Annotated in this window: 21 protein-coding genes, 2 tRNA genes and 1 pseudogene (1 of these 24 running past the window's edge); 7 read left to right on the top strand and 17 right to left on the bottom strand. The window is 73.2% G+C overall.

Annotated elements, in window-relative coordinates:
• Positions 1-502, bottom strand: the 5' portion of a protein-coding gene (locus FHX31_RS04360; RefSeq protein WP_013288030.1) for a carbon-nitrogen hydrolase family protein. The gene continues 296 nt to the left of window position 1, outside the view; the window shows 502 of its 798 coding nt (coding positions 1-502); its start codon is at positions 500-502; its stop codon lies off the left edge, out of view.
• 39 nt (positions 503-541) lie between these two features.
• Entirely contained in the window at positions 542-1,375 is an 834-nt protein-coding gene (locus FHX31_RS04355) for an EamA family transporter (protein WP_091330963.1), read from the bottom strand.
• Between the two features lie 41 nt (positions 1,376-1,416).
• On the opposite strand from FHX31_RS04355, the gene FHX31_RS04350 reads away from it, so the two are divergent.
• Positions 1,417-2,040, top strand: coding sequence for a helix-turn-helix domain-containing protein (locus FHX31_RS04350; protein WP_013288032.1), 624 nt, complete (start codon positions 1,417-1,419; stop codon positions 2,038-2,040).
• Positions 2,041-2,066: 26 nt separating this feature from the next.
• Here the strand turns inward: FHX31_RS04350 and clpX are convergent, their stop codons facing one another.
• From clpX to FHX31_RS04325, 5 genes are all read right to left on the bottom strand, one after another.
• On the bottom strand, positions 2,067-3,359 hold the full coding sequence (gene clpX / locus FHX31_RS04345) for an ATP-dependent Clp protease ATP-binding subunit ClpX (RefSeq protein WP_013288033.1): 1,293 nt from the start codon (positions 3,357-3,359) through the stop codon (positions 2,067-2,069).
• Between the two features lie 227 nt (positions 3,360-3,586).
• Positions 3,587-4,249 carry an ATP-dependent Clp protease proteolytic subunit gene (locus tag FHX31_RS04340; protein ID WP_013288034.1) on the bottom strand — a complete coding sequence of 221 codons (663 nt, stop codon included), beginning with the start codon at positions 4,247-4,249 and terminating at the stop codon, positions 3,587-3,589.
• A 14-nt stretch (positions 4,250-4,263) separates the two neighbouring features.
• Positions 4,264-4,905: an ATP-dependent Clp protease proteolytic subunit gene (locus FHX31_RS04335; RefSeq protein WP_013288035.1), complete on the bottom strand. Its 642-nt coding sequence runs from the start codon at positions 4,903-4,905 to the stop codon at positions 4,264-4,266.
• Between the two features lie 175 nt (positions 4,906-5,080).
• Positions 5,081-6,427 (bottom strand): trigger factor, encoded by a 1,347-nt coding sequence (gene tig / locus FHX31_RS04330; protein ID WP_013288036.1) that lies wholly within the window; start codon positions 6,425-6,427, stop codon positions 5,081-5,083.
• A gap of 148 nt (positions 6,428-6,575) precedes the next feature.
• Positions 6,576-6,649: transfer RNA gene (locus FHX31_RS04325), tRNA-Pro, on the bottom strand.
• Between the two features lie 282 nt (positions 6,650-6,931).
• Here FHX31_RS04325 and FHX31_RS04320 point away from each other — a divergent pair.
• Positions 6,932-7,005, top strand: a tRNA-Gly gene (locus FHX31_RS04320).
• 136 nt (positions 7,006-7,141) lie between these two features.
• Here FHX31_RS04320 and FHX31_RS04315 read toward each other — a convergent pair.
• From FHX31_RS04315 to FHX31_RS04300, 4 genes and pseudogenes are all read right to left on the bottom strand, one after another.
• Positions 7,142-7,639: an O-acetyl-ADP-ribose deacetylase gene (locus FHX31_RS04315; RefSeq protein WP_184975161.1), complete on the bottom strand. Its 498-nt coding sequence runs from the start codon at positions 7,637-7,639 to the stop codon at positions 7,142-7,144.
• Between the two features lie 204 nt (positions 7,640-7,843).
• Positions 7,844-8,269, bottom strand: coding sequence for a nucleoside deaminase (locus FHX31_RS04310; protein ID WP_013475485.1), 426 nt, complete (start codon positions 8,267-8,269; stop codon positions 7,844-7,846).
• Between the two features lie 197 nt (positions 8,270-8,466).
• A pseudogene (locus FHX31_RS32520) lies at positions 8,467-8,680 on the bottom strand (questin oxidase family protein); the annotation flags it as partial.
• A 169-nt stretch (positions 8,681-8,849) separates the two neighbouring features.
• Positions 8,850-9,497 (bottom strand): MOSC domain-containing protein, encoded by a 648-nt coding sequence (locus FHX31_RS04300; RefSeq protein ID WP_091330954.1) that lies wholly within the window; start codon positions 9,495-9,497, stop codon positions 8,850-8,852.
• Positions 9,498-9,627: 130 nt separating this feature from the next.
• On the opposite strand from FHX31_RS04300, the gene FHX31_RS04295 reads away from it, so the two are divergent.
• A complete protein-coding gene (locus FHX31_RS04295; protein ID WP_184975158.1) occupies positions 9,628-12,567 on the top strand; it encodes an Hsp70 family protein in 2,940 nt (979 codons plus the stop codon).
• A 77-nt stretch (positions 12,568-12,644) separates the two neighbouring features.
• Positions 12,645-14,765 (top strand): M14 family zinc carboxypeptidase, encoded by a 2,121-nt coding sequence (locus tag FHX31_RS04290; protein WP_184975156.1) that lies wholly within the window; start codon positions 12,645-12,647, stop codon positions 14,763-14,765.
• A 58-nt stretch (positions 14,766-14,823) separates the two neighbouring features.
• On the opposite strand, the gene FHX31_RS04285 is transcribed toward FHX31_RS04290, so the two are convergent.
• On the bottom strand, positions 14,824-16,734 hold the full coding sequence (locus FHX31_RS04285; protein ID WP_221488375.1) for a propionyl-CoA synthetase: 1,911 nt from the start codon (positions 16,732-16,734) through the stop codon (positions 14,824-14,826).
• Positions 16,735-17,098: 364 nt separating this feature from the next.
• Between FHX31_RS04285 and FHX31_RS04280 the strand changes: the two genes are divergently transcribed.
• On the top strand, positions 17,099-17,578 hold the full coding sequence (locus FHX31_RS04280) for a hypothetical protein (protein WP_013288044.1): 480 nt from the start codon (positions 17,099-17,101) through the stop codon (positions 17,576-17,578).
• Between the two features lie 54 nt (positions 17,579-17,632).
• Here FHX31_RS04280 and FHX31_RS04275 read toward each other — a convergent pair whose 3' ends face one another.
• Positions 17,633-18,172, bottom strand: a complete 540-nt coding sequence (locus tag FHX31_RS04275) for a hypothetical protein (protein WP_013288045.1) — start codon at positions 18,170-18,172, stop codon at positions 17,633-17,635.
• A 98-nt stretch (positions 18,173-18,270) separates the two neighbouring features.
• Between FHX31_RS04275 and FHX31_RS04270 the strand changes: the two genes are divergently transcribed.
• Positions 18,271-19,491: a GNAT family N-acetyltransferase gene (locus tag FHX31_RS04270; protein ID WP_374537453.1), complete on the top strand. Its 1,221-nt coding sequence runs from the start codon at positions 18,271-18,273 to the stop codon at positions 19,489-19,491.
• A 165-nt stretch (positions 19,492-19,656) separates the two neighbouring features.
• Positions 19,657-20,070, top strand: coding sequence for a hypothetical protein (locus FHX31_RS04265; protein ID WP_041784200.1), 414 nt, complete (start codon positions 19,657-19,659; stop codon positions 20,068-20,070).
• Positions 20,071-20,085: 15 nt separating this feature from the next.
• On the opposite strand, the gene FHX31_RS04260 is transcribed toward FHX31_RS04265, so the two are convergent.
• The 4 genes from FHX31_RS04260 to FHX31_RS04245 all read right to left on the bottom strand — a co-directional run bounded on the left by FHX31_RS04260 (position 20,086) and on the right by FHX31_RS04245 (position 23,075).
• Positions 20,086-20,556 (bottom strand): ribose-5-phosphate isomerase, encoded by a 471-nt coding sequence (locus FHX31_RS04260; RefSeq protein WP_184975151.1) that lies wholly within the window; start codon positions 20,554-20,556, stop codon positions 20,086-20,088.
• A gap of 72 nt (positions 20,557-20,628) precedes the next feature.
• The gene (locus FHX31_RS04255) at positions 20,629-21,828 is read right to left on the bottom strand and encodes a DUF1015 family protein (RefSeq protein WP_123110046.1); all 1,200 of its coding nucleotides are present in this window, start codon (positions 21,826-21,828) and stop codon (positions 20,629-20,631) included.
• 102 nt (positions 21,829-21,930) lie between these two features.
• Entirely contained in the window at positions 21,931-22,272 is a 342-nt protein-coding gene (locus FHX31_RS04250; RefSeq protein WP_091330949.1) for a hypothetical protein, read from the bottom strand.
• 179 nt (positions 22,273-22,451) lie between these two features.
• Positions 22,452-23,075, bottom strand: a complete 624-nt coding sequence (locus tag FHX31_RS04245) for a mycothiol-dependent nitroreductase Rv2466c family protein (protein WP_013475477.1) — start codon at positions 23,073-23,075, stop codon at positions 22,452-22,454.
• Between the last annotated feature and the right edge of the window lie 32 nt (positions 23,076-23,107).

Genomic DNA, 23,107 nt, shown 5'->3' with positions numbered 1-23,107 from the left:
CGCCGTCGGTCGCGAGCTGCCGGTACAACTCCGGGAACCGCAGGTCGTAACAGATGGACAGGCCGACCCGCAGACCCTCGACGTCGACCACCACTGGCTTCTCGCCCGGCGCGACGGTTGCCGACTCGAGGTAGGAGACGCGGCCGGGGATCTCCACGTCGTACAGATGGATCTTCCGGTAGGCGGCGGCGAGCGCGCCCTCGCGGTCGAAGACCAGGGAGGTGTTCCAGGTGTGCGCCGGGTCCGGACCCGCCTCGTGGAACGAGCCGGCGATCACCCACATGCCCAGCCGGCGGGCGGTCTCCGCGAAGAACCGCCCCACGGTGCCGTCGACCGGCTCGGCCGGCGGCATCCGGTCGGCGTGACCGAGGTAGTCGACGTACTCCGGAAGGAGGGCGAGGTCCGCGCCGGCCGCCGCGGCCCTGACCAGCAGGGCCTCGGCGGCGGCGAGGTTCGCCGCCCGGTCGTCGCGGGCGTTGAGCTGGCAGACGGCGACGCGCATGACCCGAGGGTACGGGCGGAAGCAGGCGCGCGACAGGGCTCAGACGCTGGACAGGACGAGCGCCGCCGCGGCGAAGCCGAGCCCCGCGACCTGTGCCGGCCGGAGTCGTTCCCGGTCGACGGCGAGCGCGAGCAGGACGGTGCTCGCCGGGTAGAGCGAGGCGATCGCGGCCACCACGCTCAGGTGCCCCCGCCCCGCCGCGGCGAGGAACAGCGCGTTCGCGGCGGCGTCGAGCAGGCCGGCCGTCGCGGCCCAGCCGAGCACCCGCCGCCCCAGGCGCAGGCGTGCGCCGGTACGGACGGCGAGCGCGAGGCCGAACGCGATCGAGCTGACGCGTACCGCGAGAACCGGCCACATGCCGGCGGCCTCGTCGGCCTGGCCGAGCAGCGCGAAGAAGACGCCGAAGAGCAGTCCGGCGGCCAGTGCCATGCCGATCACGCGGCCGGAGACGCGGCGTGCCGCGCCGCGCTCCCCCAGGCTGACCAGCCCGATGGCGACCACGGCGAGCCCGGCGCCGCCGAGCGCAACAGCACCCGGCGAGTGCGCGAGGACCAGGCCGGCGACGATCGGCACGATCGCCGCGGTGATCGCGGTGACGGGCGCGACGACAGCCATCACGCCGGTGGCGAGCGAGCGGTAGAGCAGCATGACGCCGCCCGCGCCCGCCACGCCGGCGAGGAGTCCCCACCCCAGGTCGAGCGGGCTCGGCGTGCCGGGCACCACGAGGACGAGGACGAGCAGCAGCGGAACGCTGAGGATCTGCGACACGACAGTCACGGCGATCGGGTCGGCGCGTCGGGACGCCTTGCCGCCGGCGAAGTCGGCCGTGCCGAAGGCCAGCGCGGACACGGCGGCGAGGACAATGGGGAGCATCCCGCAGTCGTACCACAATAGTGACCGTGAAGGACAGTGTGATGACCGATACCGGTGGACGGGTCGGCGCGGTGACCTCAGCGGTCGCCCGCCAGGTACGTGACCTGCGAGCAGCACGCGGCTGGTCGTTCGAGGAACTGGCCGGCCGGTCCGGAGTCAGCAAGGGCATGCTGGTGCAGATCGAGGGGGCGCGCACCAACCCGAGCATCGGCACGCTCTGCCGGGTCGCCGACGCGTTCGGCGTCAGCATCGCCCGGCTGCTGGAGCCGGCCGAACAGAGCACGGTGCGGGTCAGCGCGGCCGACGAGGCGCCGGTGCTGTGGCGCGGCCCCAACGGCGGCCTGGCGCGTCTGCTCAGCGGCCTCGGCGAACCCGACCTGGTCGAGCTGTGGGACTGGCGGATGGAACCCGGGGAGGCGTTGCGGTCTCCCGACCACGCCCACGGCACCCGGGAGATCCTGCACGTGCTCGACGGCGTCGCCACTGTCACAGTGGACGGCGTCGACCACGACGTACGCGCCGGCGAGACGGTCGAGTTCCACGCCGACCGGGAGCACGGCTATCGCACGGCCGGTGACGGGCCGGTGCGCCTGATGATGGTGGTGGTCACCCCGTCGGGCGAGTGGGACCGGCGGACCCGCTCACGCGGACCGCGCCCGAGCTGACCCGGGCGCGGTCGCGAACGGCGGTATCAGGCCGACTTCTCCTCGCGGTCCCGCCGGCGTCGGCCGGTGAACTCGCGGGGCACGATCGTCGGGTTGACGTTCTCCAGGACGACCTCGCGGGTGATCAGCACCCGGGCGGCGTCGGGGTTGCTCGGCACCTCGTACATCACGGAGAGGAGCACCTCTTCCATGATCGCCCGCAGGCCGCGGGCGCCGGTGCCGCGGAGCATGGCCTGGTCGGCGATGGCCTCCAGCGCGGGCTGCTCGAACTCCAGCTCGACGCCGTCCAGCTCGAACAGGCGCTGGTACTGCCGGACCAGCGCGTTGCGCGGCTCGGTCAGGATCCGCACCAGGGCGCTGCGGTCGAGGCTGCGCACGTTGGTGATCACCGGAAGCCGGCCGATGAACTCGGGGATGAGCCCGAACTTCAGCATGTCCTCCGGCATGACCTGGCTGAAGATGTCGTCGGTCGACCGCTCGGACACCGACCGGAGCCGGGCGCCGAAGCCGGTGCCGCCGGAGCCGGTGCGGGCCTCGATGATCTGGTCGAGCCCGGCGAACGCGCCACCGCAGATGAACAGCACGTTCGTGGTGTCGATCTGGATGAACTCCTGGTGCGGGTGCTTGCGCCCGCCCTGCGGCGGCACGTTGGCGACGGTGCCTTCGAGCATCTTCAGCAGCGCCTGCTGCACGCCCTCGCCGGAGACGTCACGGGTGATCGACGGGTTCTCCGACTTGCGGGCGATCTTGTCGACCTCGTCGATGTAGATGATGCCCGTCTCGGCGCGCTTGATGTCGTAGTCGGCGGCCTGGATCAGCTTCAGCAGGATGTTCTCGACGTCCTCACCGACGTAGCCCGCCTCGGTGAGCGCGGTGGCGTCGGCGATGGCGAACGGGACGTTGAGCATCCGCGCGAGCGTCTGCGCCAGGTGCGTCTTGCCGCAACCCGTCGGGCCGAGCAGCAGGATGTTGGACTTGGCCAGCTCGACGCCGTCGGTGCCGGAGCCCGGCGCGCCTGCGGCCTCGGCCTGGATCCGCTTGTAGTGGTTGTAGACCGCGACGGCGAGCGCCTTCTTGGCCTGCTCCTGACCGACGACGTAGTTGTCGAGGAACTGGCAGATCTCCATCGGCTTGGGAAGCTCTTCCCACTTCACCTCGCCGGACTCGGCCAGCTCCTCTTCGATGATCTCGTTGCAGAGGTCGATGCACTCGTCGCAGATGTAGACACCAGGGCCCGCGATGAGCTTCTTGACCTGCTTCTGCGACTTGCCGCAGAACGAGCATTTCAGTAGGTCGCCGCCGTCACCGATCCGTGCCACCTACGTTCTCCCTGCACTCGTCGGCCGGAACGCCGGCCCTGACCTGCGAGCGCCGGAGCGCCCGTCCGTCCTGTCGTCCCACCATGCTGTCGGCTCCACCTGATCCGACCGGCGGAGCGGTACAGACCCGACGTTACCCGGTGGCCGGGTTTTCTCCGACCCCCAAAACGGGTGTGTCAGAGGTCGACCGGGAACGATACCCCGACCGACCTCCGACCACACGTTGCTCAGCCCGCGGCGTGCGACGCCAGCAGACCCTTCTTGCGGCTGGTCAGGATCGTGTCGACCAGCCCGTACTCCTTGGACTCCTCGGCCGTCATGATCTTGTCACGGTCGATGTCCTTGCGAACCTGCTCGATCGGGCGGTTGCAGTGCCGGGAGAGCATGTCCTCCAGCTGCGTCCGCATCCGCAGGATCTCCCGCGCCTGGATCTCGATGTCCGAGCCCTGGCCGTAGCCGCCCTCGGTGGCCGGCTGGTGGATGATGATCCGGGAGTTGGGCAGCGCCATCCGCTTACCCGGCGTGCCCGCGGAGAGCAGCACCGCCGCCGCGCTCGCCGCCTGCCCGAGGCAGACGGTCTGGATGTCCGGGCGGACGTACTGCATGGTGTCGTAGATCGCCGTCATGGCGGTGAAGGAGCCACCGGGCGAGTTGATGTACATGATGATGTCGCGGTCCGGGTCGGTGCCCTCCAGCGTCAGCAGCTGGGCCATCACGTCGTTGGCCGACGCGTCGTCCACCTGGACGCCGAGGAAGATGATCCGGTCCTCGAAGAGCTTGTTGTACGGGTTGGACTCCTTCATCCCGTACGACGTGCGCTCGACGAACGACGGCAGAACGTAGCGGTTGTGCACGGCCGCGAACTGGGGCGGCAGGCTCAGGTCGGTCATCGTCAGCTCCTCGGTCAGCTCAGGGTCCCGGCGCCATCCGGAACCTGCGCGGCCCCGATGATCACCTTGTCGATGAAGCCGTAGTCCATGGCCTCCTGGGCGGTGAACCAGCGGTCACGGTCCGAGTCCGCCTCGATCTGCGCCTGGGACTGGCCGGTGTGGAACGCGACCCGCTCCTGGAACATCCGCTTGGTGTAGAGCATCTGCTCGGCCTGGATCGCGATGTCCGACGCGGTGCCGCCGAGGCCACCCGAGGGCTGGTGCATCATGATCCGCGCGTGCGGCAGGGCGTAGCGCTTGCCCTTGGTGCCCGCGCAGAGCAGCAGCTGGCCCATGGAGGCGGCCATGCCCATCGCCACGGTCGAGACGTCGTTGTCGATGTACTGCATGGTGTCGTAGATCGCCATGCCGGAGTAGACCGAGCCACCCGGCGAGTTGATCCAGAGGAAGATGTCGCGGTCCGGGTCCTCCGCCGCGAGCAGCAGGAGCTGCGCGCAGATGCGGTTGGCCACCTGGTCGTTCACCTCACTGCCCAGGAAGATGATCCGTTCCTTGAGCAACCGGTTGTAGACCGAGTCGTCGAGGTTGCCAATGGAGTCGCCACCGCGGGCCTCGTTCACCCGGAGCGACTTCTTGGGGATGTGCATGTCGGTCATGGCAGCCCTTCGCTCTCCGTACCGTCCTACCCGACACTAACCGCTCAGCCGGGAGGCGTACTCCCGGTCGGGGCACTGTTCGCTCTCAGCGCAGTCACCCGCACGGCGTACCCCGGAAAGGGTTTCGGCCGCCTCCCGGCGCGCAGCGCGGGACGGCGGCCGACACCCCCGATGGTCAGTGCTGGTGGTCGTGCTCGGCCTCGTTCTGGGCCCGCAGCGCGTCGAGGGAGACCTCGTTGCCCGCCGAGTCCTTGATCTTGATCTTCTCCATCACCGCGGCGAGCGCCTTGCCCCGGCGGACGTCGCCGAAGACGGCCGCGGCGGCGCCGGAGCGGACCAGCTGGTCGTAGTACTGCTGCGGGGCCATGCCGGCGCGCTGCGCCCGGTGCACGATCTCGTGACCGAACTCGTCGTCGGAGACCTGCACGTCCTCGGCGTCGGCCAGGGTGTCCAGCAGGAGCTGGATCTTGACGCCGTCGGTCGCCGCCTCGGTCAGCTCGGTGTCGATCTGCTCCTCGGTCTTCTCCTCCGCCGCGAGGTATTCCTCCAGGGAGGCGCCGATGCGCTCGAGCTGGTCGACCATCGCGGCCTTGCGGCTCTCGACCTCCTCCTTGACGACGCCCTCGGGTGCCGGCACCTCGGCGGCGGCCACCATCTGCTCCAGGGCCTTGTCACGGGCGGCGTAGATCTGCTCGACCTGCTTGCCCCGGGTGACCCGCTCCCGCAGGTCGGCGCGCAGCTCGTCGATGGTGTCGAACTCGCTGGCCATCTGCGCGAAGTCGTCGTTGAGCTCGGGGAGCTCCTTCTCCTTGACCGTGCGGACGGTCACCGCCACGTCGGCGTCACGGCCGGCGTAGTCGCCGCCGACGAGCTGCGTGGTGAAGGTGGTGCTGTCGCCGGCGGCCAGGCCGACCAGCGCCTCGTCCAGACCCGGCAGGAGCTGCTTGCTGCCCACCTCGTGCGAGATGTTGCTCGCCGAACCGCCCGGGACCTCCTCGCCGTCAACAGTGGCGTTCAGGTCGATCTGCACGAAGTCGCCCTCCTGGGCGGCCCGCTCGACGGTCTTCAGCGTGGCGAACCGCTCGCGCAGGCTGTTGATCTGCTCGTCGATCTCGCTGTCGGCGATCTGGATCTCGTCGACGGTCACCTCGATGGTGGCCGGGTCCGGCAGGGTGATCTCCGGCCGGACGTCCACCTCGGCGGTGAAATTGAGCGAGTCGCCGTCGTTGAACTCCGTGATGTCGACCTCGGGACGGCCGAGCGTCTTCAGGTCGTGCTCCCGGACCGCGGCGAGGATGTTCTGCGGGATGGCCTCCTGGATCGCCTCGTTGAGGACGGTCCCCCGGCCCACCCGCTGGTCGATCACCGCGCTGGGGACCTTGCCCCGGCGGAAGCCGGGAACCTGGACCTGCTGGCCGATCTCCCGGTACGCCTTCTTGAGGCTCGGCTCGAGCTCGACGAACGGCACCTCGATGGCGAGCCGCACGCGCGTCGGGCTCAGAGTCTCGACGGTGCTCTTCACAGGCGTACTCCTTGACGGATCTGGGTGTTGAGTCTGGGGCGTGATTGCGCGCATCGAGTGTAGGCGAGCCGGCCGACGGCATCGGCAGGGCCCGGGTACCGCGCGAAAAAACCGGCGGTTCCCGGGACGATCCGGTCGCGAACGACAGTCGGGGTGGCGGGATTTGAACCCACGGCCCCTCGCTCCCAAAGCGAGTGCGCTACCAAGCTGCGCCACACCCCGGTGGCGACGAAGAGTGTATGCCGTCCGGCCCCTCGCGCGGGTGACCGGGGCACGGCGCGCGGTGTGGCGGGCGCCGCCGGGTGCCGCCGGGTGGCGTCGGGTGGCGTCGGGTGGCGTCGGGCGCCAGTTCGGGGAAGTGGCTGGGTCCGGGGGCGCAGGAAGGCGCCACCTCGCCGAAGTTGTGTGGATCTTGACGGTCGGCGGCGTGCGCGGGGTACGCGCTGCACGGCGGCGGGGGTGATTCGGTACGCTGTCGGCGCGCCCTGCTGTGGTGGGGCGCTCGCGGGCGTAGCTCAATGGCAGAGCTTCAGTCTTCCAAACTGACGGTGCGGGTTCGATTCCCGTCGCCCGCTCCACGGCCTCCGGCCCCGGTCAGAGGACGCATCCCCCGAGCCTGGGCCGGTCGGCGACTCCCCCGCTCGGGCCAGCCGTGGCCATCAGCTGCTCCGGCCGCCTGCGAGGATCCGCCTCACGAACTCAACGGCCGGGCCCCTAGAGCGCCGAAGCCAGCAGTTCGTACGTGGCCTGGTCGAAGGCGACCAGGCGGACGTACTCGACGTTCGTCGGTGTCGCTCTGATGGTCGAGATCGCGATCTTCGCTGCCTGGTCGGTCGGGAACCCGTACACACCAGTAGCGATGGCGGGGAAGGCGACGCGGCGAGCGGCGATCTCATCGGCAACCTCAAGGCTGCGCCGGTAGCACGACGCCAGGACATCGGCCTCACCGTAGCCGCCGCCTTCCCACACCGGGCCGACGGTGTGAATGACATGGCGTACCGGTGGGTCCAGATCGAACGCCGGCGTGGCGACCGCGTCGCCCGGATCGCACGGTGCCAGGGCAGCACCCGCCTGGGCCAGCCGCGGTCCGGCTGCACGATGAATCGCCCCGTCCACACCGCCGCCACCCAACAGCGACTCATTCGCCGCGGTGACGACGGCATCGACGTCCTCTCGGGTGATGTCACCGAGGACAACTTCGATCACAGGCACGGATCGATGATGCCACCAGAGCACCTCGCCGGCAGATGACCCCCGCCGCTCTCATCGACCGAGGAACCCCACGACGGCGTCGCGCAGATGCCGGTCCGGCTCGCGAGGTTCAAGGTCCGGGCCGGAGAATGTAGCGACGCCGGAGGCCCACCGCACCGCTCGACCCGGTGCTCCGCCGTGGCGCGTCCACCGTCACCCGGGTGCCTAGTAGTGGTCCTCGATCGGCCGGCGTGCCTCGTCGAACAGCGCCGGCCCGTCGTACCGCACCGGGCGCGGCGCGGGCGTCGCAGGCTTGACCTGCTCGAACTGCTCGGTGGACAGCGCGTACACGACCCGGCCCAGGCCTGATGCGTTGATCGCCACGGTGCACATCGGGCAGGGCTGGCAACTGGTGTACATGGTGGTCGCGACGGCCGCCTCGGGGGCGAGCTGCCGGGCGGCCCAGCGGGCCAGCTTCAGCTCCGGGTGGGCGGTGACGTCCTTGTCGGAGACCACAGTGTTGTGGTCCTCGATCAGGACGGTGCCGTCCGCGCCGACGAGCAGCGACGCGAACGGCCGCTCGCCGGACGCGCCGGCCCGGTCGGCGAGTTCCACGGCGCGGCGCAGGAACGCCTCGTCGTCGGGTGTCATCAGCCCTCCACGTGTTCAGTCTGCGGCGATCTGCTCGACGGCTCGGGCGGCCACGGCGAGCAGGGCCGGGTCGCCGCTGCGGGCGTACGCGTCGCTCAGGGTGTCGATGAATTTGATCGCGTGCGCGTCCCCGGTGTCCAGCACCCGCGCCATGACCTCGTCGAGTTCCGGCCCGGCGGCCGGCGGGAGGGCACGGGCCCCGGCCGGGGCGTAGGCGGCGGTGACGGCGGCGGTCGCCGCCCAGGCGGCGGCCAGGCTCGGCCGCCACAGCGCCGGCGGCAGGGCCGGCAGCGTACGCAGGACGACGTTCGGCGCGGTGGCGGCGTGCACGAGCATCACCGGACCGGCGTACCCGTGTGTGCCGTGCCGGACCACGGCGGCGTCGACGACAGCGGCGAGCCGGGCAGGCACGTCGCGCCACGGCTCACCGGCCAGCTCGCGGTCGAAGAGGTCGAGCCAGTCACCGGCACGTGGTTGGACAGCCACCCGTCGCCTTCGGGACCGGTGTGGCGTACGCGCTCGTACGCCTCGTCGAGTACGGAGTTCAGCACACCGGGAAGCGTCCGACCTGAAGCATGGTTCAGGTCAAGCGGCGGCGGATCCGCGCCATGTCCTCCTCGGGGAGCGCGTCGGCGACCAGCAGCCGGGGCAGCAGCTCCGTCTCCAGCGTCGTGGCCCGGAACACCAGCGCCACAGTCACGTCGTGGTCGGGCCGGTGCACGACCTCGACCGGGTCTCCGGCGCCGACGCTGCCCGGCGTGACCACCCGCAGGTACGCCCCGGGCCGTACCTCCTCGGTGAACCGCTTGATCCAGCCGCGTTCGCCCAGCCACCCCTGGAACGTGCCGCAGGGGATGCGCGGGCAGGAGACCTCCAGCACCAGGTTCGGCCCGATCCGCCACCGCTCGCCGATCAGCGCGCCGTTGACGTCCAGCCCGGTGGTGGTCAGGTTCTCGCCGAAGCTGCCGTCGGCGAGCGGACGGCCCAGCTCGGCCTCCCAGTGGTCCAGGTCCTCCCGGGCGTACGCGTAGACCGCCTGGTCGGTGCCGCCGTGGTGGGCCACGTCGTAGACCCGGTCACCGGCGAGCCCGACGTCGCCGTTGCCCTTGGGGCCGGGCGCGGTGACGGCGACCCGGCCGTCCACGGGCCGCTTGTCGATGCCGGTGGCGCCGATCCCCTTCCACGGGTTCGGTTGCGGTCGGCCCACGTTGACGGAGATCACCCTCATGACGGCGACGGTATGCGGCCGGGCGCCGGACCGGCCAGTCCATTCCCCCGGGCCGGGTGCGCGGCGAGGCGGCGCGGCCTGCGTACGATGCGGGCCGGACATCCTCGTCGGGTGGTGGAGGTAGCCGCGGATGGCAGGCCAGCAGGACGGTTTCGCCCTCGGCGTGGACCTCGGCACCTCGAACACGGTGGCGGTGCTGCGCTGGCCGGACGGGCGGACCCGGCCGGTGCTCGTCGACGGCCACCCGATCCTGCCGTCCGGCGTGTACGCCGACGCGGACGGTCACCTGCACGTCGGGCGGGACGCGCAGCGCCTGGCCCAGGCCGACCCGGCCGGCTACGAGCCGAACCCGAAGCGCCGGGTCGACGAGGAGACGGTGGAGCTGGGCGGGCGGGCGTACCGGCCGGCGGAGCTGCTGGCAGCGACGCTGCGCGCGGTTGCGGACGCAGCGGTGGCGGCGGTCGGGATGCTGCCCCCGGCGGTGGTCACCCACCCGGCGGCCTGGACGCCGGCCCGCCGTCAGGTGCTGCACGACGCGCTGGAACTCGCCGGCTGGCCGGCGGCGGCCGAGCACACGCTGGCCGGGCCGATCGCGCCCGGCACCCGCCTGCTGCGGGAGCCGGTGGCCGCGGCGCGCTACTTCACGCAGGTGCTGCGCCGGCCGGTGCCGGTGGGCGGCGCGGTGGCGGTGTTCGACTTCGGCGGCGGCACGCTCGACGTCGCGGTGCTGCGCAACGAGGGCGCCGATCCGTGGGGAGACTCCGGCTTCCAGCTGGTCGCCACCGGCGGGATCCCCGACCTCGGCGGTCTCGACCTGGACGCGGCCCTGCTCGGGCGGCTCGGCGAGCTGGTCGGCCCGGCCCATCCGGGCGAGTGGGCCCGGCTTACCGACCCGGCGACCACCGCGGAGCGGCGGGACCGCCAGCAGCTGTGGGACAACGTGCGCGGCGCGAAGGAGATGCTGTCCCGGGCCATGGTCGCGCCGGTCGCCGTACCGGGGGTCGAGGCGGCGGTGCCGCTGTCCCGGGAGGACTTCGAACGCCTGGCCGCGCCGCTGCTGGCCCGGGCCGTGACGGAGACCCGCGAGGTGACCGCCGCCGCCGGGCTGCGTCCGGAGCAGCTCTCCGGCCTGTTCCTGGTCGGCGGGTCGACCAGGGTGCCGCTGGTGGCCCGGCTGCTGCACGCCGAGCTGGGCATCGCGCCGACGGTGCTGGAGCAGCCGGAGATGCCTGTCGCCGAGGGCGCGCTCACCGACCTGCCGCTGCCGCGGCGGTCCGGCCGTCCCGCCGTGCCGGTCCAGGCCGCGCCGGCACCACCCGCGCCGGCCCAGCCCGAATCGACACGGCCCGCGCCGCCCGCGGGCGGGACCGACGCCGGCACGGCGAGCGCCGCCACGGTCCCGGCCGGTGCGACGAGGCCGAACCCGACCGCGCCGCTCGGCGGTCCGGACGCGGCGTCCGCCGGACCGCACGGCACGCTGGTCGCCGACGGCCCCGTCCCGCAGACGGCCGCCACGAGGTACGACGGCACACCGGGCCCGGTTCCGCCACAGCCCACGAGGTACGACGGCATGCCGGCCGCCCACGGTCCGGTTCCGCCGCACCCGGCCGCGGGCTACGGCGTACCCGGACCGTCCGCTCCCCCGCCCGGCGGCGGCTGGCAGCCCGGCGTACCCGGAGCGCCCTTCTCCCCCGCGCCGGGCGGTGTCCGGCCCGGCGGCGGCCGGCCACGGCGCGGCCGGTGGATCGCGCTCGGCGCCGGCCTCGTGGTCGTCGCCGTGGCGGCGTCGGTGCTGCTCTGGGTGTTCCGGGACCGGCACCCGGCGCTGGACTTCCACACCGCGGAGCTGGTGAAGACTGTGTCCGCCGGTGACACGCGGCCGGACCAGATGTTCACCGCGACGCTCGGGGAACGCGCCTACCTGGCCCGTTCGCTGCCCGACGACCACCTCCACGTGACTGCCGTCGAGGCGGCCACCGGCAAGACGGTCTGGGAGAAGCGGACCGACGCGACAGCGCAGCGGTGGGCGGGGATCCGGGCGCTGCCCGACGGGCTGCTCGTCCTCGGCGATGCCACCGGAAGTAACACCCCCCGCGTGCTCGCGGCGCTCGACGAGGACTCCGGCGACCAGCGCTGGCGGACCGACGTCGGTCGCGACGACACCCTGTACCTCGGGCCCGACACGATCGTCCGGCTGGACCGCACCGGCGAACGCCTGGTCGGGCTGCGGCTTGACGACGGCCGGCAGCGGTGGGAGCGGCCCAACCCGCGCACCGAGTACGGCGACGCGCGCACGAAGGTGGTACCGGTCGGCACCGGCGCGGCGCTGGACGGGCCCGGCAACGCCGAGGGCTCGCCGCTCGCCCCGTGGGCGGGGAAGGCGGACCGGCTCGTGCAGGTCGGCGCGGACCGGTCGGTCCGGGTCGTCGACATGCGCAGCGGGAAGATCCTCAAGGACCGGGGCAACGTCGCCGGGCTCGACGATCCGGTGGCCGCCCGCGACGACCGGCTGTACGTGGCGGAGAACGAGCGCGGCCTGCGGCTGCTCGCCTACGACCTGGGCGGTCTCGGCACGCCGAGCGTGCTGTACGAGGCGCCGGAACAGGGCGGCCGGGTGAAGGATCTCGTCACCTGCGGGGAGCGCCGCGTGTGCCTGCTGGAGACGCCCGGCAGCGGCGCCGACGACACGCGGGTGGTGGCGGCGACCGAGGGTGAGGGCACCCGGCAGTGGCCGGCGCCGCGTGCCGAGTCGCTGGTGCCGGTCGGTGAGCACGTGCTGGCCGGGCGGGACTCGCCGGACGCGGTGACGCTGTTCGCGCCGGACGGCACGGCGGTGCTGCGTGACCGGGACGGGACGGCGGTCCGATTGGACGCCGGCAACCTGCTGATCTTCTCCGAGGCACCGAGCGCGTACGAGGACGACCGGGTCCTCGCCGGGACGGCGGTGGACGGCAAACCGGTCGAGATGGGGCAGCTCAAGCAGATCCGCAGCGAGTCCTGCTCGTGGAACACCGAGATGCTCGTGTGCGGCGCGGAGAAGGAGTTCCGGTTGTACCGGTTCGCCGGCTGACCGGAACTGAGCTTGACAGCGATCGATGCCTCGGCTGGTGTGAACGGCAGAGAGATCGACGTTCGTCAGGAGGCCCCGTGTTCGTCCGACGACGGTGGACCGCACTCGCCACCACCAGCATCCTGATCGCCGCGGCGCTGGCCCATCCCGGGCCGGGCGCCGCCGCACCGCCCTCCCCCGCGATCACGCTCGCCCCCACCGAGACCGCGCTGGTCCGCGTGCGGCTCGCCGACCGGGCGCAGCTCGACCGCCTGGTGGCCGGCGGCGCCGACCTGGCCAACCGTCCCCGCTCGCGCGACGGCGAGTGGACCGCCGACCTGGTCCTCACCGGACGGCAGCTCGCCGACCTCACCCGGCAGGGGGCCACCGCCGTGCAGGTGGTGCAGCGCGCCGACGACGGGGCCCGGCACCTGGCCGAGAGCCGCCGCGCCGCGCAGGAGCGCACCCGCGCCGGGCTGCGTACGAGCGGCGCCGCCGCTGTCGACACGCTCCAGTTCCTCCAGGCGTACTGGTGGACCACCGGCGGCCGGACGTTCCTCCAGGCCCAGGTCGCCACCACCGCCACCGACGACCCGGACGTGGAGATCACTGTGAGCTGGCGGACGGCCGACGGTGCCACCGGCTCGTTCCCGCTGTACCGCTTCGAGGACTCGGGCGAGTACCAGTACCACTACGCGCTGCCGCAGCCCGTGCCGAGCCGTCCGGTGCAGCTCACTGCCACCTCCACGCTGGGCGGCACGAGCCGGCCGGTGACGCCGTCGCTCTGGCCGAACGCGACCCCGCCGCCGCAGCCGGCCGGCTATCAGAAGGACTTCATCGACGCCTACCTGACGCCCGTCGACATCAAGGCGCGCATCGCCCGGCTCGGCCGCCAGTACCGCGACCTGGTGGACGTCATCGACCTGCCGAACAAGACCCAGGGATACCGCCGGACCGCCGCCGCCTACCTGGGCGACCCGGCGGCCGCCGCCGTGGTGGTGGAGTCGGTCCGCTTCGGCGACCAGGGCATGAACGGCGTGCAGGTACGCACCGTCGACCCGGGCCGGCCGAACCGGCCGCTGAACATGCGCTACCGGGACCGGGTGCTGACCATCTCGCTGGCCACCGACGGCGCGGGCAAGGTCACGAGCACCACCGACGACGTCGCCGCCCTGATCAACGCCCCGCGGGGCGCCCGCTTCCGGGCCAGCGTGGAGGACGGCTCGGCGGGGCTGCCGATGCCGGTGGCCGGGCCGGTACGCCTCGACGACGGCTTGCAGGGCACCGAGGTGCCGTCCCGGCCGTGGACGGTGCAGGCGCTGCGCATCGGCAAGCACCGCGACGGCTCCCGGATCGGCGTGCTGGCGTACTCGCAGGAGCACGCCCGCGAGTGGGCGACCCCGCTCGTCACGCTGGAGTTCGCCGAGCGGCTGCTGGCGAACGCGCGTACCGACGCGGCGACCCGCAAGCTGCTGGAGCAGGTGGACGTGTTCGTCATCCCGACTGTGAACCCGGACGGCGCGAACTACTCGTTCCACGACTACAACTTCCAGCGCAAGAACCTGGTCAACCACTGCACCGGCGCCTCCCGTGACCCGAAGAACCGCACCATGTGGGGCGTCGACGTCAACCGCAACTACACGGTCGGATCCCTGTTCGACGGGTACGTGGGCGCGAGCGCCAACTGCCTGTCCGGCAACTACGCGGGCACGGCGGAGCTGTCCGAGCCGGAGAGCCGCAACGTGATCGACCTGGCCAAGGCCCACCCGAACATCAAGTTCGCGATGAACGTGCACTCGTACGGCGGCTACTTCATGTGGCCGCCCGGGGCGTACAAGGCCGACGGGCGGGTGACGCTGCCGCGCCCGTCGATCGACGAGTCGACACTCTTCCTGGGCAGCGCCCGGCGCATCGTGGGCGCGATCGCGGCCGAGCGCGGCACCGTCACCTGGCCGTCGCAGACCGGCCCGGTCGCCGACGTGCTCTACTCGGCGGCCGGCAACTCGGCCGACCAGCTCTACTACGAGCTGGGCATCTTCGCCTGGGACTTCGAGGTCGGGAACGACAGGTGGAACGAGACCACCGGTCAGTGGGACGGCGTCGGCTTCCAGCCGCCGTTCGACGAGGCGCACGCCGAGGCGCAGGAGTACGCCGGCGGCCTGGTGGAACTGGTCCGCGTCGCCCGCGACTACGCCGCCGGCAACCCGGTCCGGCGCTGACCGCAAGCGGTCCCCGGCCGGTGGAGTCCGGCCGGGGACCGCTTCAGCCCTGCCTGGCTCAGTCCGCGGTGCCGAGGTCGCGGAACACGGCCCGCGCGCCCGGGTCGTCGATGGTCGCCGGGACCGGCTCGTCGCGCCCCTCCACCAGGCCCCGCATGGTGCGGCGCAGGATCTTCCCGGAGCGGGTCTTCGGCAGCGCCGGGACCACTGTCACCCGGCGGAACGCAGCCACCGGGCCGATCCGCTGCCGGACCAGCGCGACCAGCTCGGCGGCGAGCGCGTCCGGGTCCACGTCGGCGCCGGCCTTGAGCACCACGTACCCGCTGGGCACCTGCCCCTTCAGCGCGTCGGCGACGCCGATCACCGCGCACTCGGCCACCGCCGGGTGCGTCGCCAGGACCTCCTCCATCGCGCCTGTGGACAGGCGGTGCCCGGCCACGTTGATGACGTCGTCGGTGCGGCCCATCACGTACAGGTAGCCGTCCTCGTCGAACCGGCCGCCGTCGCCGGTCAGGTAGTGGCCGGGAAAGGTGGACAGGTAGGAGCGGACGAACCGCTCGTCGTCACCCCAGAGCGTGGGCAGGCAGCCGGGCGGCAGCGGCAGCCGGATCACGATCGAGCCGTCCGTGCCGGGCGGCACGTCCCGGCCAGCACCGTCGACCACGCGCACGTCGTAGCCGGGCACCGGCACCGACGGCGACCCCGGCTTGATCGGCAGCGGCTCCAGGCCGCGCGGGTTGGCCGCCACCGGCCAGCCGGTCTCCGTCTGCCACCAGTTGTCGACCACCGGTACGCCGAGCCGCTCCCCCGCCCAGGCCCAGGTGTCCGGGTCCAGCCGCTCACCGGCGAGGAAGAGGGTACGCAGCGCACTCAGGTCGTACCGGGAGATGTGGCTGCCGTCCGGGTCCTGCCGGCGGATCGCCCGGATCGCGGTGGGCGCGGTGAACAGGGCGGCCACCCGGTGCTCGGCGGCGACCCGCCAGAACGCCCCGGCGTCGGGAGTGCCGACCGGCTTGCCCTCGTAGAGCACGGTGGTCGCGCCGGTGAGCAGCGGCGCGTACACGATGTAGGAGTGGCCGACCACCCAGCCCACGTCGGAGGCGGCCCAGAAGACCTCGCCCGGCTCGATGCCGTAGACGTTGCGCATCGACCACCGCAGCGCCACCGCGTGCCCGCCGTTGTCCCGCACCACGCCCTTGGGACGGCCCGTGGTGCCGGAGGTGTAGAGGACGTAGAGCGGGTCGGTGGCGGCCACCGGCTCGCACGGCGCCGGTTCCGCGTCCGCCATCACCTCGGCCCAGGTCAGGTCGCGGCCGGGCACCAGCGGGGCCGGCTCCTGCGGGCGCTGCACCACCACGCAGCGCTCCGGCGCGTGCGCGGCCTCGTCGAGCGCGGCGGCGAGGATCGGGTGGTACGGCACCACCCGGTCGGCCTCGATGCCGCAGGAGGTCGCCACCACCACCTTCGGCCGCGCGTCGTCGATCCGGACGGCCAGCTCGTGCGCGGCGAAGCCGCCGAAGACCACCGAGTGCACCGCGCCGATCCGGGCGCAGGCCAGCATGGCGATCACCGCCTCCGGGACCATCGCCAGGTAGAGCAGCACCCGGTCGCCCCGGCCGACGCCGAGACGCCGCAGCGCCCCGGCGAACCGGGCGGTCTCGGCGAGCAGTTCGGCGTAGGTGAGGGTACGTACCGCGCCGGTCACCGGGCTGTCGTGGATCAACGCGGGCTGGTCGCCACGCCCGGCGGCGACGTGCCGGTCCAGCGCGTTGTGGCAGGTGTTCAGCACCCCGTCGGGGAACCAGCGGTACAGCGGCGCCGCCGAGTCGTCGAGGATGCGCTCCGGCGGGATGACCCAGTCGATGTCGGCCGCCGCGTCCCGCCAGAAGCCGGCCGGGTCGGCGATGCTCCGCTCGTACGCTGATCGATACGCGCCCATGCCGTCATGCTGCTCCGCGGCGACGCGCAGGCACGACGGCCGGACGGGTCCGGTGCGCCGGAAGCACACCCCGGCTCGCTGAACGGCCGCTCACGGCGGTGGGCGGTACCCGTCGCCTGTCGTTCCGGCGGCCCGGGCGTCGAGGACCCGGCGGCCCGGGTCGCGTCGCCGAAGGCCGACGAGCAGCGGCGACGGCTCAGCCCAACGGGCGACGGATGAAGCCCGCGGGGCGGGGTAAGGCAGCACGGTCCTGGTGGAGCGACGACCGGTGTCGCGGCGTACCGCGGCCGGGCACGCGGGCGGGCGGCGCGAATGCCGCCCGCCCGCGCATCCCGGGGCCGACCGGGGCAAACCGAGTTTGATCAATGACGGGCATCGACTAGCGTGCCCAGACGTGAAAACGAACCGGATCTTCCCGATCCTCCTGACCTGTGCCGTGCTGGGCCTCGCCGCGTGCGGCGACGAGAAGCCCTCGACCACGGCCGGGCCGGCAGCCACCTCGGCCTCCGCCGCACCCTCCTCGGCGGCCCCCTCGCCGTCGGCGGCCGCGATGAGCGACAAGGAACTCTGCACCGCCGCAGAGAAGATCAACAAGGACATGCGGGCGAAGCTCATGACCGTCGTGCAGGCGGGCGGCGACCTGACGAAGAAGACCGGCGCGATCCTGACCGAACTCGGTGACCGGGTGACCGAGCTCGCCGCGACCGCCGGCGACGGCAAGGCGGCCACGGCCCTGAAGGAGTTCGGCGCGGAGGCCGGCAAGGCGGGCGCGGCCGCCGACCCGGGCACCGCCGCCGACAACCCCGCCATGGAGAAGGCCAGCAAGGACATCAACGCCGCCTGCCAGACGGCTGGCGCGCCGACCACCTTCTGACACCGACGCCCCGGGTCGTCCGTCCGGCGCGTACCGGACGGACGACCTGTCGGCTCAGTTGCCGGTCACCCAGTTCCAGGCGGAGACCACCCACTCGGTCTGCTGGAGATACGCCACACCGACGCCGACCAGGAACAACGCGGTGACCAGGTGGGCGCCCCGGGCGCTGCGGCGCACCCGGCCGAACTGCCGCTCCAGGATCAGCCGGCCGAGCAGCCGGGCCAGCGCGAACAGGCCGACCGCGGTGAGCAGGCTGAGCACGAACGTCAGCAGCGGGGCGACCAGGTTGCCCCGGCCGGAGATCGCCCAGATGCCCCAGCACACGAACGCGAACAGCGCACCGGCGGCGCTCAGCTCCCCGCCCTTGCGCGCCTGGGCCAGGTGCCAGCTCATCGGCCGGCGGGGCGCCGGCTCCGCCGCCCAGTCGCCGTGCTCGACGGTGGGGAACTGCTCGGTACGGGGCGTACGCGACGGGCGCGGCTGACCGACCGCCGCCACCCCGCGCTGGAACGCGTCCCGCTGCGGGGGCACCACCCCCGGCTGGGGCGGCACCTCCACGGTGCGCTCGGCCCACGGCTGTGTCTGGTCCGCCATCTTCGTCCTCCCCCTCGACCGATTCCGGCCTCGGTTCCGAGGGTAGCCAGCCCGCAAATAGGGTGCCGACCCCCATCGCGGTGCGATACACACGTGCCGTGACTGACGTGGTGGTATCCCGGGCCGAGGACTTCGACGACATCGCGGCGCTGCTGGCGCTGGCCTTCCACGGCGATCTCGACCCCGAGGTGCAGGCGCTCGAACGCCCGATCTTCGAGCCGGACCGGTCGCTGCTGGTCCGCGACGGCGGCACGGCGGTGGCGCACGCCGCCGCGTTCAGCCGCGACCTCGCGGTGCCCGGCGCGGACCTGCCGGCCGCGCACGTGACGATGGTCGCGGTCGCGCCGACGCACCGGCGGCGCGGCCTGCTCACCACACTGATGCGGCGCCAGCTGCGGGACGTCCGCGACGCCGGCCGCGAGCCGATCGCGGTGCTCTGGGCCAGCGAGGGCCGCATCTACCCCCGCTTCGGCTACGGGTCCGCGGCCCCGCGCTACGTGCTGTCGGTGGACACCACCGGCCTGCGGCTGCCCGCACCGGCGCCCGCCGAGGGCAGGCTGCGACTGGGCCGTCCGGACGCGCACCGGGACGAGCTGGCCCGGCTGTACGAGCGGGTCCGCACCGAGCGTCCCGGCTGGTCCCGGCGCGACGAGCGCTGGTGGTCGTACGTGCTGGCGGACCTCAAGGCGCACCGGGGCGGTGCCACCGAGCGCCGGGTGCTGCTGCACGAAGGCGCCGAGGGCCTCGACGGGTACGCGCTCTACCGGACGAAGGACAGCTCGTCGGCCACCGGGCCGCAGGCCGAGGTGCAGGTCGGCGAGGTGGTGGCGGCGACGCCCGAGGCGTACACGGCGCTGTGGCGGCTGCTGCTCTCGGTCGACCTGACCCGCCGGCTGTCGTTCCCGATCGCGGCCCTGGACGAGCCGTTGCTGCGGCTGGTGGACGAGCCCCGCCAGCTCTCCCCGCAGCTCGCCGACGCGCTCTGGGTACGGGTGGTGGACGTGCCGGCCGCGCTCGCCGCCCGGCGCTACGCCCCGGACGTCGACGTGGTGATCGAGGTCACCGACGAGCTGCTGAAAGAGAACACCGGCCGCTGGCGGCTGGTCGGCGGACGCGACGGCGCGCAGTGCACGCCCACCACCGCCCCGGCCGGGCTGGCGTGTGACGTACGCGCTCTCGGCGAGCTGTACCTCGGCGGCGCGAACCCGTACGCGCTGGCCGCCGCCGGCCGCGTCCGGGAGCTGATCCCGCACACGCTGGCCGCGCTCACCCCCGCCTTCACCTGGCACCGCACCCCCTCCCCCATGGAGGTCTTCTAGCCCTCACCCCCGCCCCGCCCGCCCGGCCGCCCCGCCCGCCCGGCCGCCCTGGCGATCATGAAGTTGGCGGCATGAACCGTCCGGTTTGTCCCGGCCAACTTCATGATCGCGCGGGTGGGGGCACGGGTGCGCCCGGAGGGGGTGTGGGGGCGGTACGGTCGGGGGATGGGTGAGGCGGAGCGACGGCGACGGCGGCTGCGGCATCACGGCGAGGCCGCCCCGCCGACGGAGACCGCCGGCACCGGTGCCGGTACCGGTGCCGACGGCACGGGCACCGGCGGCACCACTGCCAGTACGACACCGGTACACGACGACGTGGCGCCCCGGTCACCGCGCGGCGGCCGGCCGGGCGAGCCGGAGCCCCGGGGACGCCGCGCCGCCGCGCCCGCCGAGGAGGGCGAGCGCGGGCTGCGCGGGCTGGTCGGCTCCGGCTCGTCGCAGGTGAGCGTGACGGCCGCGCTGCGGGCACGGGACGCCGCCCGCCCCACCGAGGACGACCTCGCCGAGGCCGAGCAGCGCGTGGTGCTCATCCGCCGCAACTGGGTGCCGCGCGAGGAGCTGCCCCGCAACGGGCGGTGAGCCGGAGGCGTCCGCTCAGGCGGGCAGCTCGGGCAGGCGGCGGCTCTGCTCGTAGGCGGCCACCTGCTCGATGCGCCGGCTGTGCCGGGGGTTGCCGGAGAACGGCGTGGTGAGGAACGCCTCGACGAGCGCTGTGGCCTCGCCCAGCGTGTGCTGCCGGGCGCCGATGGCGACGACGTTCGCGTCGTTGTGCTCGCGGGCCAGCTGGGCGGTGTCGACGTTCCAGGCGAGCGCCGCCCGGACGCCCGCGACCTTGTTCGAGGCGATCTGCTCGCCGTTGCCGGAGCCACCGATCACCACGCCGAGGCTGCCCGGGTCGCCGACCACCCGGTCACCGGTGTGCAGGCAGAACGCCGGGTAGTCGTCGTCCGGGTCGAAGACGTGCGGTCCCACGTCGACCACCTCGTAGCCCTGCTTGGCCAGGTGGTTGGCGAGGTGCACCTTCAACTCGAAACCGGCGTGGTCGGATCCCAGGTAGACGCGCATACCGCGCAGTCTGACAGGCCCGCCTCCGGGCCGGCGCGCGGGCGGCGACCCGGAGGCGGATTCGTCACACGGTCAGTGCGGCAGCTCGGCCACGACCAGGCCGGCCCGCGCCTTCGGGGTGAACCAGGTGCTCTTGCGCGGCATCTTCTCCCGGGCCAGGTTCACCGCGACGAAGTCGTCGACAGTCACCGGCGCGACGAGCACCGCCAGCTCGGCCCGGCCGGCGTCCACCTCACCGACGAGCCAGCTCGCCGGGTAGTCGCCGCCCACGTACGTGATCCGCTTGTCGCCCGGGTCGAGGCCCAGCGCGTCGCGCAGCAGCAGGCGCTCGACGAGCGCGTGGTCGAGGTTCTCCAGCCGGGCGGCGCCGACGTGCGGCAGCGTCACCGCGTACCCCCGGCCGCCGAGGTAGAGGTGCACGACGCCGCCGGTGGCCGGCACGTCGACCGGCCCGTCCACCGGGGTGACCTCCGCGCCCGCCGCGCGCAGCCGGTCGAGCAGCTCGTCCGGCGTGGTGGTCAGCTCGCTGACCAGCCGGTTGTAGGGCTGGATGGCGACCGACGCGGGCGTGGTGATCACCGACAGGAAGCGCGGGAAACCGCCGGTCTGCGCGGCCAGGCTGCGGTGGTTGCCGTCCGCGACCACCAGCTCCCCGCCGCCGGCCAGCGCGGTCAGCTCGTCCTGCGCCTGGCCCGGGCCGAGCAGCCAGATCGCGTGCGTCCGGCCGGACTGGTCGACGTCCGTCGCGGCGGGCGCGCCGGCCGCGTCGGTCGCCGCCGCGAGCGCGGCGTGCAGCTCGTCGCCCTTGCCGGTCTGGAGCAGGAGTACGGGCGAGAGCAGGTGACCGAGCGCCTCGGCCAGGGCGACGCGCTCGCGCACCTTGGCGATGAACACGTCCTCGTTGCGGATCACCAGGCCCGGCTCGTCGGCGCGGGTGGAGATCTGGTCGGTGTCGACCATGGCCCACAGCCCGTACGCGCTCTCCTCGCCCGGCGCGCTGATCCGGTAGAGCACCACCACCTGCTCGGCGGGCGTGTAGCTGCCGTCCGCCTTCGCCTCGGCCAGGCGCGCCACCGCGTCCGGCAGCGCGTCGAGGAAGGACTTCCCGAGGCTGCCGGGCGCCCGGTGGGGCATCTCGATGCCCAGGGCGCTGTGCGGATTCGCCTCGACGATGGAGGTGATCTCCGCGTCGTCGGCGAACTCGTCGTAGTTCTGCGCGCCGGTGCCGCCAGTGGTGATCCAGGCCCGGGTGATCGGATGCACGACCGTCATGTCCGCTGACGCTACCCGGGCCCCGATCGGCGCCGCCGCCGGACTCACCCGCTTACCACCAGGTGAAAGGAAGGGCCCCCTCTTAACGCCGGGAAGGACAGCTCAGGCGGTGGAGTTGCGGTGCCGGCCCGGGGTCGGGCGGCGGGTCGCCGGGGCGGGGCGGGAGCCGGCGTTGAGGCGTACCGTCGTCGCCCCCGCGGCCGGGTGGGCGGCGGCGCCGGGCCGCGACGGCGCGCGGCCGGGGCGGCCGGTCTCGCCCGGCGGTGTCATCCGCGAGGTGGCCACCACCCGGGCCACGCCGACCACGATCGGCGGGGCCAGCAGGTCGGCCACCTCGGCCGGGCCGGCCGGCCAGTGGCTCTCGGTCACCGACCAGTACGTCGCACCGGAGTCCTCGGTCGCCTGCCGCGGCGCGTCGTCGGACATGTGGCGGTGCTTGGCCATGGGAACGCCTCCAGGAGCTGCCGTGTTGCGGCCCCGCGGGCCGTCGGCTGGGACACCCGGTGAAACGAGCCCCGCACCGGCCCGGTGACGGGCGGGTGCGGGGCTCGGGGCGTGCTGCCGGTGTTAAGAAGGGGCCCTTCCTCTACCGGAGGCGTTAAGAAGGGGCCCTTCCTTACCCCTCAGTCGAAGATGGGGCCCTGCTCCCGGGTGCGCTTCAGCTCGTAGAAGCCGGGGGTGCCGGCGACGAGCAGCACGCCGTCCCAGAGGCGGCCGGCCGCCTCGCCCTTCGGCGCCGGGGTGATCACCGGGCCGAAGAAGGCGACCTGCCCGCCGTCCGGACCCGGGGCGTGGATCACCGGGGTGCCCACGTCGGTGCCGACCGGCCGCATGCCCGCCTCGTGGCTGGCCCGCAGCGCCTCGTCGTACTGGGTGGACTCGGCCGCGTCGGCGAGCGCCGGGTCCAGGCCCACCTCGGTGAGCGCGCCCACCAGCATGTCCCGGCCCAGGCCCTCCTTGCCGAGGTGGATCCGGGTGCCCATCGCGGTGTAGAGCTTCGCCAGCGCCTCGGCGCCGTGCGCCTGCTCGACGGCGATGCACACCCGCACCGGGCCCCAGCCGTCGCGCATCAGGTCCCGGTACTCCTCCGGCAGTTCCCGGCCGTCGTTGAGCACGGACAGGCTCATCACGTGGAACCGGATGTCCACATCCCGGACCTGCTCGACCTCCAGCAGCCAACGGGAGGTGATCCACGCCCACGGGCACAGCGGGTCGAACCACATGTCCGCGGTGACACGTTCGGTCACGGTGTTTTCCCTTCACGGCATCGTCGCGCCGG

Source organism: Micromonospora sp. CNZ286 (genome assembly GCF_014207755.1).
The sequence above is the reverse complement of the archived record's forward strand: the minus strand, read 5'-3'. Positions and strand labels throughout refer to the sequence as shown.